The 13,238-nt window shown below is 43.4% G+C and carries 13 protein-coding genes; 3 read left to right on the top strand and 10 right to left on the bottom strand.

Features of this window, described 5'->3' with window-relative positions; all coding sequences use genetic code 11:
* Window positions 1-55 precede the first annotated feature (55 nt).
* The 8 genes from NIES1031_RS16815 to prfB all read right to left on the bottom strand — a co-directional run bounded on the left by NIES1031_RS16815 (window position 56) and on the right by prfB (window position 6,196).
* The gene (locus NIES1031_RS16815) at window positions 56-736 is read right to left on the bottom strand and encodes a pentapeptide repeat-containing protein (protein ID WP_073550665.1); all 681 of its coding nucleotides are present in this window, start codon (window positions 734-736) and stop codon (window positions 56-58) included.
* Between the two features lie 72 nt (window positions 737-808).
* Window positions 809-2,116, bottom strand: coding sequence for a Xaa-Pro aminopeptidase (gene pepP, locus NIES1031_RS16810; protein WP_073550664.1), 1,308 nt, complete (start codon window positions 2,114-2,116; stop codon window positions 809-811).
* Window positions 2,117-2,201: 85 nt separating this feature from the next.
* Entirely contained in the window at window positions 2,202-2,972 is a 771-nt protein-coding gene (locus NIES1031_RS16805; RefSeq protein WP_073550663.1) for an MBL fold metallo-hydrolase, read from the bottom strand.
* Window positions 2,969-3,565, bottom strand: coding sequence for an anthranilate synthase component II (locus tag NIES1031_RS16800; RefSeq protein ID WP_073550662.1), 597 nt, complete (start codon window positions 3,563-3,565; stop codon window positions 2,969-2,971). The genes NIES1031_RS16805 and NIES1031_RS16800 overlap by 4 nt, the downstream gene beginning before the upstream one ends.
* 31 nt (window positions 3,566-3,596) lie before the next feature.
* Complete coding sequence (locus NIES1031_RS16795) at window positions 3,597-4,046, bottom strand: diacylglycerol kinase family protein (RefSeq protein ID WP_073550661.1); 450 nt, start codon at window positions 4,044-4,046, stop codon at window positions 3,597-3,599.
* A 103-nt stretch (window positions 4,047-4,149) separates the two neighbouring features.
* Complete coding sequence (ybeY, locus tag NIES1031_RS16790; protein WP_178378163.1) at window positions 4,150-4,689, bottom strand: rRNA maturation RNase YbeY; 540 nt, start codon at window positions 4,687-4,689, stop codon at window positions 4,150-4,152.
* Window positions 4,686-4,886: a DUF3285 domain-containing protein gene (locus tag NIES1031_RS16785; protein WP_073550660.1), complete on the bottom strand. Its 201-nt coding sequence runs from the start codon at window positions 4,884-4,886 to the stop codon at window positions 4,686-4,688. Before NIES1031_RS16785 ends, ybeY begins: the two co-directional genes overlap by 4 nt.
* Window positions 4,887-5,073: 187 nt before the next feature.
* Window positions 5,074-6,196 (bottom strand): peptide chain release factor 2 gene (gene prfB, locus NIES1031_RS16780; RefSeq protein ID WP_143167799.1). Its coding sequence is split into 2 segments (ribosomal slippage): window positions 5,074-6,123 and window positions 6,125-6,196, totalling 1,122 coding nucleotides; the frame shifts between segments, so codons are not numbered across the junction.
* A gap of 502 nt (window positions 6,197-6,698) precedes the next feature.
* On the opposite strand from prfB, the gene NIES1031_RS16775 reads away from it, so the two are divergent.
* The 3 genes from NIES1031_RS16775 to NIES1031_RS16765 all read left to right on the top strand — a co-directional run bounded on the left by NIES1031_RS16775 (window position 6,699) and on the right by NIES1031_RS16765 (window position 10,314).
* Entirely contained in the window at window positions 6,699-7,484 is a 786-nt protein-coding gene (locus tag NIES1031_RS16775) for an RNA polymerase sigma factor SigF (RefSeq protein ID WP_073550746.1), read from the top strand.
* Between the two features lie 87 nt (window positions 7,485-7,571).
* Window positions 7,572-8,717, top strand: a complete 1,146-nt coding sequence (locus NIES1031_RS16770; protein ID WP_073550658.1) for an NACHT domain-containing protein — start codon at window positions 7,572-7,574, stop codon at window positions 8,715-8,717.
* Window positions 8,718-8,763: 46 nt separating this feature from the next.
* Window positions 8,764-10,314, top strand: coding sequence for a pentapeptide repeat-containing protein (locus tag NIES1031_RS16765; RefSeq protein WP_084544382.1), 1,551 nt, complete (start codon window positions 8,764-8,766; stop codon window positions 10,312-10,314).
* 297 nt (window positions 10,315-10,611) lie between these two features.
* On the opposite strand, the gene NIES1031_RS16760 is transcribed toward NIES1031_RS16765, so the two are convergent.
* Window positions 10,612-11,100: a GNAT family N-acetyltransferase gene (locus NIES1031_RS16760; protein ID WP_073550657.1), complete on the bottom strand. Its 489-nt coding sequence runs from the start codon at window positions 11,098-11,100 to the stop codon at window positions 10,612-10,614.
* A 67-nt stretch (window positions 11,101-11,167) separates the two neighbouring features.
* The gene (gene bchD, locus NIES1031_RS16755) at window positions 11,168-13,180 is read right to left on the bottom strand and encodes a magnesium chelatase ATPase subunit D (RefSeq protein WP_073550656.1); all 2,013 of its coding nucleotides are present in this window, start codon (window positions 13,178-13,180) and stop codon (window positions 11,168-11,170) included.
* Between the last annotated feature and the right edge of the window lie 58 nt (window positions 13,181-13,238).

The following is a 13,238-nucleotide window of genomic DNA, read 5'->3' as shown; positions in this document are numbered from 1 at the left end:
CACAAAGAATACAAAGTCTCCCTTGTGCCTGTACTCTCAAAAACCCTGACCTCTACTATTCATCTAAAAGCTGTATCTTTGTCCCTGTTAAATTGGCGTGAGTTAGTTTAGCTTGATTGAGGTTTGCACCAGTGAGATCTGCTAGAGTTAAGTTTGCGCCGGTGAGGTCTGCTTGTGTGAGGTCGGCATTTCTCAGGCAAGCGCGATATAAATTTGCACCGATGAGGTTTGCTTGTGATAAGTTCGCCCGTGTTAGGTTGCCCATTGCTAGCGTTGTTCTACTTAAGTTTGCCAAACTTAAATTAGTCGCTATTAAGTCGGCTGCGGTTAAATCAGCATAAGTTAAGTTTGTTTGTTGAAGTGTAGCTCCTGTAAGCTTTGCCCAACTAAGATTGATGGCATTTAAGTTGTCAGAATCGAGCGAGATTCCTCTTAAGTTAGCATTGGTGAAATTTCTCTCGCCTGCTTGATAGCGTCGTAGTAACTCGTTAGCAGTTAATCGGGCAAGATAAGTCACTTCTGCCCCTGCATAACACCATTGCGCTTGGATCAGGCTAGCAGCAGTATTGACAGCTACCTCGTCACATTTATCTAACACAACGCTGTTGCATCCGTCCCACTCGCCGCCTAGCATAAAGGCTATTTCGTTAGCCGCAGATGGTGTATCGACCAAAATAACGTTCTGCTTTGGTGAGAACCAATCAGCACGAAGTAGCCGTCGTGGAAGTAGTACCATTATCAACTGTCAACCTAGTCAATAGCGTTAGGACATTATAAATGCTTACAAACTGTCAACTGTTTACCATCTTTACCTTTCTAATTCTGAAATTGCTTTAGGAACACCTGCGGTTAAAACTTCGTTACCAGTTTCCGTGACTAACACATCATCTTCGATCCGGATACCAATACCACTCCAGCGGGGATCAATTTCGGGTTGGTCTTCGGCGGGTTTGGTATCGGGAACGATGTAAAGCCCTGGTTCGACGGTGAGAACTTGCCCAGGCTGTAAAATTTGAGGATTGTCACCATGTTGATAAACGCCAACATCGTGAACATCTAAACCTAGCCAGTGTCCTGTACGGTGCATATAGAAAAGTTTGTATTTTTCTTCCTCGATGAGTTTGTCGATTTCACCTTTGAGGATACCCAATTCGACTAAACCTTCAGTAAGGATGCGCACGGCTGTATCGTGAAAGGCATTGTAAGGATTTCCTGGTTTTACTTGTGCGATCGCTTGCTGTTGTGCTTCTAAGACAATTTCGTACAGTATTTTTTGTTCCGGTGTAAACTTACCGCCGACAGGGAAAGTCCGCGTGATATCTCCGTTGTAGTACTCGTAAGCACATCCGGCGTCGATGAGTAGCAGTTGATTATCCTGCATTTGGCAGTTGTTCTCGATGTAGTGCAACACACACGCATTTGTACCAGAAGCAACTATCGAGGGGTACGCAGGTCCCATACCACCGCGTCGGCGAAAGACGTGTTCAATTTCGGCTTGGATTTCGTACTCGTAACGCCCTGGTTGCGTGATCGCCATTGCCCGATTGTGGGCTTCGACTGAAATTTCCGCCGCTTTGCGCATTAATTCTAATTCGGCTGGACTTTTTGTTAGTCGCATCGCGTGTAGCAGTATGCCAACGTCTTCTATGGCGATTGGTCCTGTACCGCGTTTAGGATACGTTGCGAGTAGGCGCTGCCAGTGTTTGAGAATTTTGTCATTAAACGCCCGATCGCGTCCCAAGCGGTAATAAATCCGGTCGGCTTTTTCGAGATACTGCGGTAATTTTTCATCGAGTTCGGCGATCGGATACGCTTCGTCTGCGCCATAGCGTTCTTTTGCCCCTTCCACGCCACAACGATAGCCCGTCCAAACTTCTTTTTCTCGTTCTTTGGGCTGGACAAACAAGATAAAGCGATGTTCTGGGTGATGCGGCGCTAAAACTGCGACAGCTTCAGGTTCATTAAATCCTGTTAGATAGAAAAAGTCGCTATCCTGACGGTAAGTATATTCCACGTCGTTGTGCATAACTGCCGTCGGCGCACTGCGAAAAATTGCAGTTCCATTACCGATTTTCGTCATCAGCTGTTCGCGACGCTGGCGATATTCTGCTTGCATTGCTGCTTTTAAAGTTGCTCTTTATGCTTAATTGTAGTCGAACCACCTTGAACAAGGCTGCTAAGGTGGGTGTGTGAGGCGATCGCTAAAATTGATAACTTAAAACTTGAATTGCCGAACCATTTTGTGGTAAGTCTACTGCGCTCAAGCTAATTGTGTCAGAATTTGCGCGGCGTACAGGCATTCCGTCCATGACTGCCAGAAATTCGTCAAGCGCAACAATATCGCAGCTAGCTTCGTCTGCGGCTTGGGTACGATAGTGCGTCGGAATAACAAGTTTTGCATTCAGTGCTTGCACTGCTGTTCTTGCTTCCTGAGGATTATAAGCTTTAGGACCGCCTCCCACAGGAACAAAAACGACATCAGGAGTTCCCATTAAGATTTTTTGCTCAGTCGTAATTGGTGCCGCCGCACCTCCCAAATGCAGAATGTTGATACCTGCTTGTGTCCAGCGCCACGCGACATTTGTACCAAAACGTTTTCCGCCGACGCGATCATGGTCGGTGGCGATTCCTTGAAACTGGATATTATTAAAATCATAAACGCCTGGTTCAAAAACCAAGCGGGGATTTCCTGGCACTGATTCTACAGCACCTTCATCGAGTAACTGACTACTAATCAGTACTAGATCTGCCGCAACGTTTGGAGGGCGATAGCCTGCGGTGCAACCCAATGTCCGAAAAGGATTGACTAAAACGCGGGTTCCGCCTCCATTAAACAGAAAACACGTATGACCTAACCATTGAACTGTTAACGAACCTGCTTGTGCGACAGCAGGTTGAAATTTGCCTAGGGTCGTCGCCACGGTTGTCAGCAACCCCGCCCCAGCATATTGCATTAATTGTCGCCGTTTCATCTTTTCTCCAGTTGTTCCAGGAAATTTCGTAGTAGCTGCTTTCCTGAATTTGTCAGCACACTCTCTGGGTGAAATTGGACGCCTTCAATGTGCGGATAGTTTCGGTGTCTTACACCCATAATTGTGCCATCGTCTACCCAAGCCGTAATTTCTAGTACGTCTGGGCAGGTTTGCCCATCGATCGCTAAACTATGATACCGAGTTGCGGTCAAAGGATTTTCTAATCCTTTAAAAACACCAATACCTGTATGTGAAACTTCAGATGTTTTACCGTGCATGAGTTCTGGCGCAGAAACAATTTTGCCGCCAAAAACTTGACCAATGCTTTGATGCCCCAAGCACACACCGAGAATCGGTAAATCTGGTCCTAGGTGACGAATGATATCTAACGAAATTCCAGCATCGTCGGGGCGTCCAGGTCCTGGCGAGATGACAATACCTGCTGGTTGCAACTGGCGAATTTGCTCTAAGGTAACTTGGTCGTTACGGTAAACTTGGATTTCTGCCGCTACCGGAAAATCGGCTGCGAGTTCTCCGAGATACTGAACCAAATTGTAGGTGAAGCTGTCGTAGTTATCGATAACGATGAGCAAGGTTATTTATCCTCATTCTTACTCTTCTTTATCATAAAGCGGCGCGTAATAAGACGAGCAAGGGAGGTAATAAGAGAATTCCGGCAACAAATACAGCGGCTAACGCAGTAACAAGAACAGCGCCTGCTGCGCAATCTTTAGCAATTTTAGCGAGTTCGTGATAAGTTTGCTTGACTGTGAGATCGACGACCGACTCGATTGCTGTGTTCAAGACCTCTAATGCCAGTACTAATCCAATCGTAATGCTAATAACGGCTAGCTCAATCGGTTGTAAATGTAATAAAATGCCCAAGCTGATTGCTAGAGCGCCAATTAATAAATGAATCCGAAAATTGCGCTGGGTAACAAAAGTGTAACTTATCCCATTCCAGGCATATTTAAAACTAATTAATAAATTGGCAGCGACTCGCCAAGAAAACTCCCGCTTTCTCGAAGCTATTTCTGGTCGGTTTGGCTGTGATGTAGAAATTTCTTGGGACATATACACGAAACCAGAACACAGGAGTTATTGAGGAAACTTGCTTGAATAGCGGTAATTCATCGTCTCACAGGAAAGTAACAACTGGCAATAGAAATTTGATTAGCTACATCACGACAAGATTAACTTTGTTTAGTAAGTGAGTTTGCTCGTTGAGCATTTGGTTGAGGCTGTCATCGTCGGGATGATCCCAACCTAAAAGATGAAGCAAACCATGCGCTGCTAACCAAGCTAGCTCAATTGTCAGCGAGTGATTCTGCTGATTTGCTTGCCGTGCAGCTGTATCAACCGAGATTACTATATCACCAAGATATAAAGGAAGACGCGATCGCATCTCACTCGGCAGAGGGAAATTTGTCTCTAATGCTGCAAATGCTAGTACATCGGTAGGCTTGTTTTGCTGTCGATACTGCGCATTTAACACTTGAATTTCTGCATCGTCAGTTAAGCGCAGGCTCAGTTCGTATCCCAATGCTGGAGGAAGATATTTTTGCAGGCTTTCGATCCAACACGCAAACCAAGCTTCCCACGTCTCTATGGCGATGAAATTGGAATTAACTTGTTGGTTTACTAATAAATCTTTTGCTGTTGGGGAATCTAAAAAACAGTTTTCGACATTGATTTCGACTTGCAGTTGTTTTGTCATCGAGTTAGATAAGCAAGCCCTACCAGAACAGCTAAAAGTCCAACAGTCGTTAAAACAAAATGTTGCAACGAAGTAGCTCGCTTACGCACCATATTACGCATGGCAAGCTTAACATAACTTGGTCGCAGTTCGGTGGTGGTTGAAGGTGATTGCGTCGGATGGCTTACAGTTTGCTCTGGTAAAGACGAATTGCTCATAATTAAGTATTGTCGCTTGCACGCGATATACGGCTAGAAATATTCTTCCTTTAATGTAACAGTTTGTTAAAGCAGCAGCTAGAGGCTAGTGGGAGTGTGGGAGAAATTTGATTTTGATGATGATTGCTCTTTAATACTCAATAACCCAACTGCCCGCCTACCCTCTGTTTCCTCTATTTCTCCTCAACTAAGCAATGTTACTCTCTACAAGTTGATTTTCTTGACGTAGGTAGGCTTGGATAAACAAATCGATTTCGCCATTCATAACATCGGTGATCGCTGTTGTTTCCACATTAGTCCGCAAGTCCTTCACTAATTGATAGGGGTGAAAGACGTAGTTGCGAATTTGGTTTCCCCAAGCAGCTTCTACCATATCGCCACGAATTTGGGCGATTTCTTGCGCTCGTTGTTCTTGCGCAACGATCAGCAGCTTTGCTTTGAGGATCGCCAGTGCTTTTTCTTTATTTTGCAACTGACTGCGCTCTTGAGTACAGCGCACTGCAATCCCAGTAGGAATATGGACGATGCGGACTGCGGTTTCTACTTTGTTAACGTTTTGTCCGCCTTTACCACCAGCCCTTGATGTTGTAATTTCTAAGTCTTTTTCTGGTATGTCCAACTGCACAGAATTATCTATTTGTGGCATGACTTCCACACCAGCAAAGCTTGTTTGTCGCTTACCGTTGGCGTTGAAAGGGGAAATGCGTACTAGGCGATGCGTTCCCTTCTCGCCTTGCAAGTACCCATAAGCATAACGACCAGAAATTTCTAGCGTAGCTGACTTAACTCCCGCTTCATCGCCTTCAGAAAGTTCAGCAAGATTGACTTTATATCCTTGATTTTCTGCCCACCTCGTGTACATCCGGAGCAGCATTTCTGCCCAATCTTGAGCGTCTGTTCCTCCTGCACCTGCATTGATTGTGAGAACTGCGCCTTTTTCATCATAAGGACCAGAGAGTAACTGCTGTAGCTCCCACTGATCGAGTTCTCGATTAAGTTGCGTTACATTCGCGGCAGCTTCGTTTAGCAGTGCTTCGTCTGCTTCTAACTCTAATAGTTCCAGCACAGCTTTAGTATCTTCTAAACTCGCTTGCCATTGTGCGTGTTGTTGTAAATGTGCTTTGAGATCGTTCATTTCTTGCAACGTTTGCTGCGCACTTGCTTGATCTTCCCAAAATTCTGGTTGCGCTGCGATTTGCTCAAGATCTTGAATTTTGGCGGTTAGTGCTGGTACGTCAAAGATAGTCCTGGGTTTTACCCAGGCGCTGAGATAACCTTTCGACTTCGCGTTTGATTTCTAAGACTTCCATATCCCCTAAGTAGACAGTATTTTTTTTGCGATCGTGTGTTGAACTGTATTTTGATTTTAACGATTATCGACAACCTCTCAATCCAAGTCTTTGGATAAGACTTTTAGTTCCTCCACGCACTACTGAAGACAGTAGAACCCGCTTGAGGTTAGTTCCTACTCAAGCTACTGAATTTTTTGTCGTTTTCAGATGTGTGAATTTGCCAAGCCTTTTTCGTCTTAATCGGTCGTTACTGAATGCTACTGAAGACTTCCAATGAATAACTACCCGATGATTCTCAGAGCGATCTGTCTAGCTATGAAGACAATGAAGCGATGCTACTTACTCAGAAAATATACGTAAAAATCCCGATTTGTCAAAGGGCAACCTTGATAAATTCAGTGGAATAACGATGGTTTCTTATGCTTTCTCTACCGACAATAATTGCAGCTTGGATTCAAGCTTAGTTATTTTTTTACACAAATATCTAAAAATCTCTTTTTTAATTATTATCGGAGTTTTTATGCCGAAAACTCAATACGCTGACTATTCAGAAGCACGGAACTTACTTGTTTCATATCATCAAAAACCTTCGATTAAATTACGAAATAAACTGGTTAAATTGCACAGTGGTTTAGTCAGGAAAATAGCACATCAATTCAGCCATCAATGTACTGAGCCATACGAAGATTTAGAACAAATTGGCTACTTGGGCTTGATTCGAGCAATTGAACGATTTGATCCGAGTCAAGGCTATGCTTTTAGTTCTTTTGCTGTGCCTTATATTCGTGGGGAAATTCTTCATTTTTTACGCGATCGCGCGTGTGCTATTAAAATTCCTCGACGTTGGCAAGAAATTTATAACCAGGGACAAAAAGTACGTAAAAAACTAACTTCTTCATTAGGGCGCTGTCCAACAGATATCGAAATTGCTTGCTGCTTACAAGTTTCTATACAAGAGTGGCTCGATTGCAAATTAGCAATTCAAAACCGAATTACTTTAAGCCTAGATACTACTGTTGTTCATCATGTCGATTGCCCAATTACTTTAGGAGAAGCACTTGCTGACCCTCGCTCTACGAGCTTACAGCAACAAGAAGAGGATCGCCAGCAACTACAAGGCGCAATGAGTCAAATGGAGGAAAAAACAAGAATTGCAGTTGAACTAGTTTTCTTAAAAGAGCTTTCGCGTAAAGAAGCAGCCCAACACATTGGCACTAGCCCAATGACAGTTACCCGCTACCTTCAAAGAGGTAAAGTACAGTTAGTTAATCTATTACAAGCACCAGCCTTAGCAGCCGGAGCTTAATACTTACTTTGTTAATTTATTCTTAACTGCAACGCTATAAGTAAGCAGTTCATTACAAAATTATATCATTACCACTATCCAATTCTCATGCTCAACGTAACTGTAGAGTCACGAAAAAGAAAAAATTTATCTATAGAACAAAATATTAAGCTCGACGAGCAAAAGCAAGTAAGGTATAAAAAAATATGGCTTAAAACTCAAAAGCCGCAACTACCTGGAAAAATCCAAGATCATGAAACTGTTAAACAGATACTTAGCCACCCTTTATTGTTAACTTTATTACGTATAGTTTTTGAAGAAACAGGCGAAATTCCACTACAGCGCGCCCAGCTTTATCATGTAGGATTACAAATTCTCTTAAAGCAGTGGGGTAGCACTGAAGATGCAAAAGACAAAATTTTCACAAGCTTGTCGTTGCAACAAAAAGAAGGTTTGCTAACTTATGTTGCTTGGATGACTTTTGCACAAGGAGAATACTTTTTTGAGCAACAGCAGCTAGAGCAGTATATCAGTGACTATCTACAAAAAATATTCAAAACCCAAATTGAGCCAGAAACACGTGCGCAAGCCAAGGAAGTTCTACAATCTATTCAAGCTCATTACGAACTCTTTACCGAATGGACGTCTGGTATTTATGCTTTTTCAGTTCTTTCTTTTCATGAATATTTAGCTGCAAAAGCAATTGTAGAAGGATATACTGTACAGGGATTAGAGCAAGCGCTCAAACAGCTTGTAGAGCAATTAACGGAAAATCGCTGGCATCAAATTTGCACTCTAGTAGCAAGTATGTTACCGAATACAGACTATCTCTTGCTACTAATGAAGTCTAAAATTGATACTTTAATTGAATCACAAGTAACTTTGCAACCTTTTCTAACTTGGTTAAAACATCAATCACTGAAGATAAATTATGATTACAAACCCGCAGCAGTTCGTGCGTTTTATATCGAGTGTATTCTTGGTATTGATTTTGAGATTTCTGGTGCTTTAGATAGCAATTTATCAAGCGATCTAGAAGCTGATTCACCAAAGTTGAATTCTGCGGCTCAAAAACTACAAAGATGTCGTTTTAGCGATCACCAGAAGCAGGCGTTACAGCAATATTATGATATGTCCAAAGTATTATTTGATAGTATAGATGCTGGATGTGTCACCTGTAGTATTCGAGAAGAGTTAGAGCAAAACTTATTTTTATTCGCGAAAAATACCCCATTACTGGAGGCGATCGCATAATAGATTAAGTTGCCTAACTGTTTTTTAACCTTGTCATGTCTAAGTCATGTCTAACTCAGAATTAGATCCTGTAAGGGAAACACCAGACGATTACCGTCTGCTAGTTTCTCAAGTCGAACAGTTACAACAACAGCAAAATGTGCTTGTTAAGTATTTAACAGAATTAAAACGGCGCTTAGATAGCCTGAGTGAGCAGTTTGACAATCGACCAGAGCTACAGCAGATTACTAAACTGCAAGATGCATTAGCTAGACTACAAGAACTCAACCTAACCCAACCTAACACTTTTAGCTTAGCCTCCGATCTCAATAGCCAATTTATTCGTGACGACTTAGATACAGACGATCGCACCGATGAAGATACTGAACTAAATATCACCACTGAAGAATTTTGGCAGCGATATAATAATGGACAGCGTAATTTTTCCGGTTGTAATCTGGCACAAATTAATTTAAGTGGAGAATCTTTAAACGCGAGTGTCTGGAATTTTAGTCACGCTAACTTGGTACAGGCAAACTTAAGCAAAGCCAATCTTAGTTTAGTAAACTTAAGTCACGCCAATCTAAAAGATGCTCAACTTTCTGAAGCAGTATTAGAACAGACAAATTTAACTGAAGCAAACTTAGAAAATACAGATTTAAGACAAGCTATTTTCTCTAAAACTAAGCTAGAGCGAGCTAATTTAAGCGATGCTAATTTAAGTGGAGTCAACTTATCTTTTCAGGTAAAGCTTGAAGAAACTAACTTCAGGAGAGCAAATCTTAGTAAAGGGAATTTACAGAAAGCCAACCTCTATAAAGTTAATTTGCGCGAAGCGAATTTAAGTCGTGCTAATTTATTAGCTACTGATTTTACTGAAGCCAATCTTCAAAATGCGAACCTACGACAAGCAGTTTATGACTTTTCCACAATATTCCCTGAAGGTTTTGACTTAACAGCAGCAGAAGCTTATCTGATTGCTCCTAGTACTGTTTTATCAAAGGCTAATTTAGCAGGCTACGACCTCAAAGAGGTTAGTTTAACTAAGGCAGATTTACGAGAAACAAACTTTTATACGACGAATTTGAGTGGAGCAAACTTAAGTGAAGCCAACTGCAATCAAGCAAACTTCAGCGCGGCGAATCTCAGTGGTGCAATTATGCTGCAAACAAGCTTTTGTGCTGCTAATTTGAGTGAAGCTAACCTGAAATACGCAAATTTAATTGCAGCGAATCTCACTGAGGCAAACTTAAGTAGAGCAAGTTTAGAGGGAGCAAATTTTACAGCAGCTAACTTAAGTCATGCGAATTTGCAAAACACGTATCTTGACAAAATAAACTTGAGCGGTGCTACTTTGATACAAGCTAATTTAGTTGGGGTTGTGTTTCAAGGAAATCTTAGCGGAGCCAACTTGAGTGAAGCTAACCTATGTGGTGCAAACCTGAGTCAAGCTAATTTAAGTGCAGTGAATTTAGTATCAGTAGATTTGCGTGGCGCAGATTTAAGGAATACCAACTTAGAAAGAGCAAATCTTGCCAGTGCAAACTTGAGTGGAGCAAATCTAGAATCTGCGAGGCTAAGTGGCGCTACGATGCCCGATGGCAGTATACACGAATAAAGATAATTATCTATTGTTAGGTAATGGGAAAGCTTTTAGCACTTGGCAATTAGCATTTAGCTACAACAGACGCTAACAGCTAACCGAAGAGCGCTAATTGCTACTAATGACCAGTTATCAGCCATCAAGTTAAGTTGATTTTCACCTATAGCCCTAGTCAATAGAGTTAGGACATTATAGAAGCTCATAAACTGTCAACTATTGTTAGGTAATCGGGATGTTGCTTCTTATTCTCTCTAATCGCTAATTACTATTGCCTAGTTACCAGCTATCAAGTTGAGTTGATTTTTACTTATTTTACTGAGTAGCGATCACCGCTTGCTCGCGAGCATTCCCCTGATACTGCATAATCGTCACTGTTAAAAAAGGAATTAGGACTGCGGCTAACTGCGAAATCCCAAACTTGAGTTTAAGGCTTTGGGGTAAGGCTTGCCAGGAGATTGGCACAAAACCAAAGCGAGTGTAGTACAAAGCTAATCTGTTACCAACACATTCTAAGTAAAGCGGCTGCGTTGCTTGCGCAATCAAATGGTTAATTAAATAACTTCCCAAACCGCGATCGCGCCAAGCGGGTGAGACGACTAAACTACCCAGTTCTTGTACTGTATTGAAGTTGCGTAACTGTCCACAAGCGACAATTTTTTGATGACACTCAATCACCCAAAACTGCGACCAATTTAATTGAGTTGGATCGAGTTTAGCGCTTAGCACCAATTTCCGAATCGCCCATAGGTCATTTTTAGCGGCTGGGCGTACAGAACATCCTGGTGGCAATTCCTGTTGCACTGTCAATCAACTACTAATATAGGTAAGGAATGCCTTACCCCTCTTGGTTTGCTCTTATTGTCTCATGTCAGCGAGACTTCAAACTTGATATTGCATTCTTCGTCATGGTGGCGATCGCTTGATCGGTTGCCTTTGGTAAGTGATAGTACTTTCCTCCGGCTTTTTGCGCCAGTTCTTTGGCAAATCCTGTCGAAATAAACTTACTTTCGGTATCAATTACAAGAAGCTGCATTCCTAAGGCGCGAATCCGCGCAGCAATATCTAGCAATTCGCCTTTAATATCAGGTTTTTCGCCTTCGATCTGGGGTTCACCCAGCGATCGTGACAAAGAAATATTAGCGCGTCCATCGGTAATTGCTACAATAACAACCTGACCGATATCGCCAGACATTTGGGCATTTGTTCCGGCGCGAACAGCTTGTGTTAAACCATGCGCTAGCGGCGAACCACCTCCACACGGCAATCGTTCGAGTCTTCTTCGGGCTGCGGCGATCGAACGCGTTGGCGGTAGTAGTACTTCTGCTTGTTCGCCTCGGAAGGGAATCAAAGCAACTTGATCGCGATTTTCATACGCCTCGGTGAGTAAGCGCATCACCGCACCTTTTGCGGCTTGCATTCGGTTGAGTGCCATTGAACCAGAAGCATCGACGACAAACACAACTAACGCCCCAGCTTTGCGCACTAACCGCTTGGCGCGAATATCGCCTTGTTCGACAATGACTTTGCGATTTGGTTGGCGTTCGTGACGCGCTTTTTGATAGGGGGCGGCGGCGCGGAGTGTCGCATCAACGGCAATACGGCGCACTTTACCTTTCGGTAACATTGGCTTAACATATCGCCCGCGATCTTCCGAGAAAATGACGCTGCGGCTACCAGCTTTACCCTGGCGTTTAGCCATTTGCGCAAAATACAGCACGCTTGGATCGAGAATCACGCCTTCCGGATCAAATACAAATTCTTCAGGAATACTCGGTGGTGTTTGCTCTTGTTCCTCTTCGTCTTCTTCTTGTTCTTCTTGTTCGTCTTGCGGTTGTTCGGATTGATCTTGCGGTGGTGGCGGTGGTGGCGGTGGTGTTTCCTCTTCGGGAGGTATTTGTATCATCGTTGCGCGGGGAACGATAACCAATTCCACCGCCCGACGTAAATCTTCGGCGCTGACTGTGGTGCGTCCATCGAGTGCAGCTGCGGCTTTGGCGACGCGGAGAGCAAATAATTCTGCGCGATGTCCTTGCACTCCGGCGCGGATGGCTTCATCAACGAGATAAGCGATTTGCTCGTGGCTGATGCGAACATCTTTTAACCATTCTCGCGCTAGGATAATTTGCGTTTTGAGACTATCGATGTCTTCGCTGTATTGCTGGAGAAATTCTTGAGGCGATCGCGCATAAGAAATTGCTTGTTCGACGGCTTGAACGCGTTCGTCGATTCCTAGGACTTCATCTGCTGAAAGTGCGATCGCAATACGATCAAGGAGGTGTTCGCGGAGTGCGCCTTCTTCGGGGTTGTAGGTAGCAATAAAGAGTGGTTGACAAGGATGCTGAAAACTAATGCCTTCGCGTTCGATTTGGTTACGTCCTTCGGTTAAAACGGTTAGTAGCTGGTTGCTGATGTTGTCATCGAGCAAATTAATTTCATCGACGTAGAGAACGCCACGATGCGCTTGGGCAAGTAATCCTGGTTGAAAAACGGTTTCTCCTTGTTTGACTGACTGTTCAACATCAACTGAGCCTAATAGCCTGTCTTCGGTGACGCCTAAAGGAATTTGGATAAACGGCGCGGGAATAACTTCGGTTTCTACTTGTGTGCGATCGCAGATGTCTCTTAACTGATCGTCCCATTCTTCGGGGCGGTTAGGATCGCAGTTACACATCGAACTTTTGACGATTTCAATTGGGGGTAATAGTGCGTGCAGGGCGCGTGCCATCACTGATTTTGCCGTACCCCGACGACCTGCGATCGCGACTCCTCCCAAGCCTGGATCGACGGCTGCGAGTAGCAGTGCTAATTTTATGGCTTCTTGACCAACAACAGCGGTTAAGGGAAATGCTGTCACAGTTGAGGAGGTGTTGAGTACAGGCATTGTTTTTACTAAAGAGGGATCGGAGGTTAGAGGTCAGAGGTCAGGGGTATTTTATAAT

It is taken from the genome of Chroogloeocystis siderophila 5.2 s.c.1, assembly GCF_001904655.1.
Lineage (GTDB): Bacteria > Cyanobacteriota > Cyanobacteriia > Cyanobacteriales > Chroococcidiopsidaceae > Chroogloeocystis > Chroogloeocystis siderophila.
The sequence above is the reverse complement of the archived record's forward strand: the minus strand, read 5'-3'. Positions and strand labels throughout refer to the sequence as shown.

Bases quoted from the DNA above. Each gene is read 5' to 3' on its own strand.
- pepP (WP_073550664.1), bottom strand. From the start codon at position 2,116: ATGCAAGCAGAATATCGCCAGCGTCGCGAACAGCTGATGACGAAAATC.
- NIES1031_RS16775 (WP_073550746.1), top strand. From the start codon at position 6,699: ATGCCGAAAACTCAATACGCTGACTATTCAGAAGCACGGAACTTACTT.
- NIES1031_RS16765 (WP_084544382.1), top strand. From the start codon at position 8,764: ATGTCTAACTCAGAATTAGATCCTGTAAGGGAAACACCAGACGATTAC.
- NIES1031_RS16785 (WP_073550660.1), bottom strand. From the start codon at position 4,886: ATGAGCAATTCGTCTTTACCAGAGCAAACTGTAAGCCATCCGACGCAA.
- NIES1031_RS16795 (WP_073550661.1), bottom strand. From the start codon at position 4,046: ATGTCCCAAGAAATTTCTACATCACAGCCAAACCGACCAGAAATAGCT.
- NIES1031_RS16815 (WP_073550665.1), bottom strand. From the start codon at position 736: ATGGTACTACTTCCACGACGGCTACTTCGTGCTGATTGGTTCTCACCA.
- NIES1031_RS16805 (WP_073550663.1), bottom strand. From the start codon at position 2,972: ATGAAACGGCGACAATTAATGCAATATGCTGGGGCGGGGTTGCTGACA.
- ybeY (WP_178378163.1), bottom strand. From the start codon at position 4,689: ATGACAAAACAACTGCAAGTCGAAATCAATGTCGAAAACTGTTTTTTA.
- NIES1031_RS16770 (WP_073550658.1), top strand. From the start codon at position 7,572: ATGCTCAACGTAACTGTAGAGTCACGAAAAAGAAAAAATTTATCTATA.
- bchD (WP_073550656.1), bottom strand. From the start codon at position 13,180: ATGCCTGTACTCAACACCTCCTCAACTGTGACAGCATTTCCCTTAACC.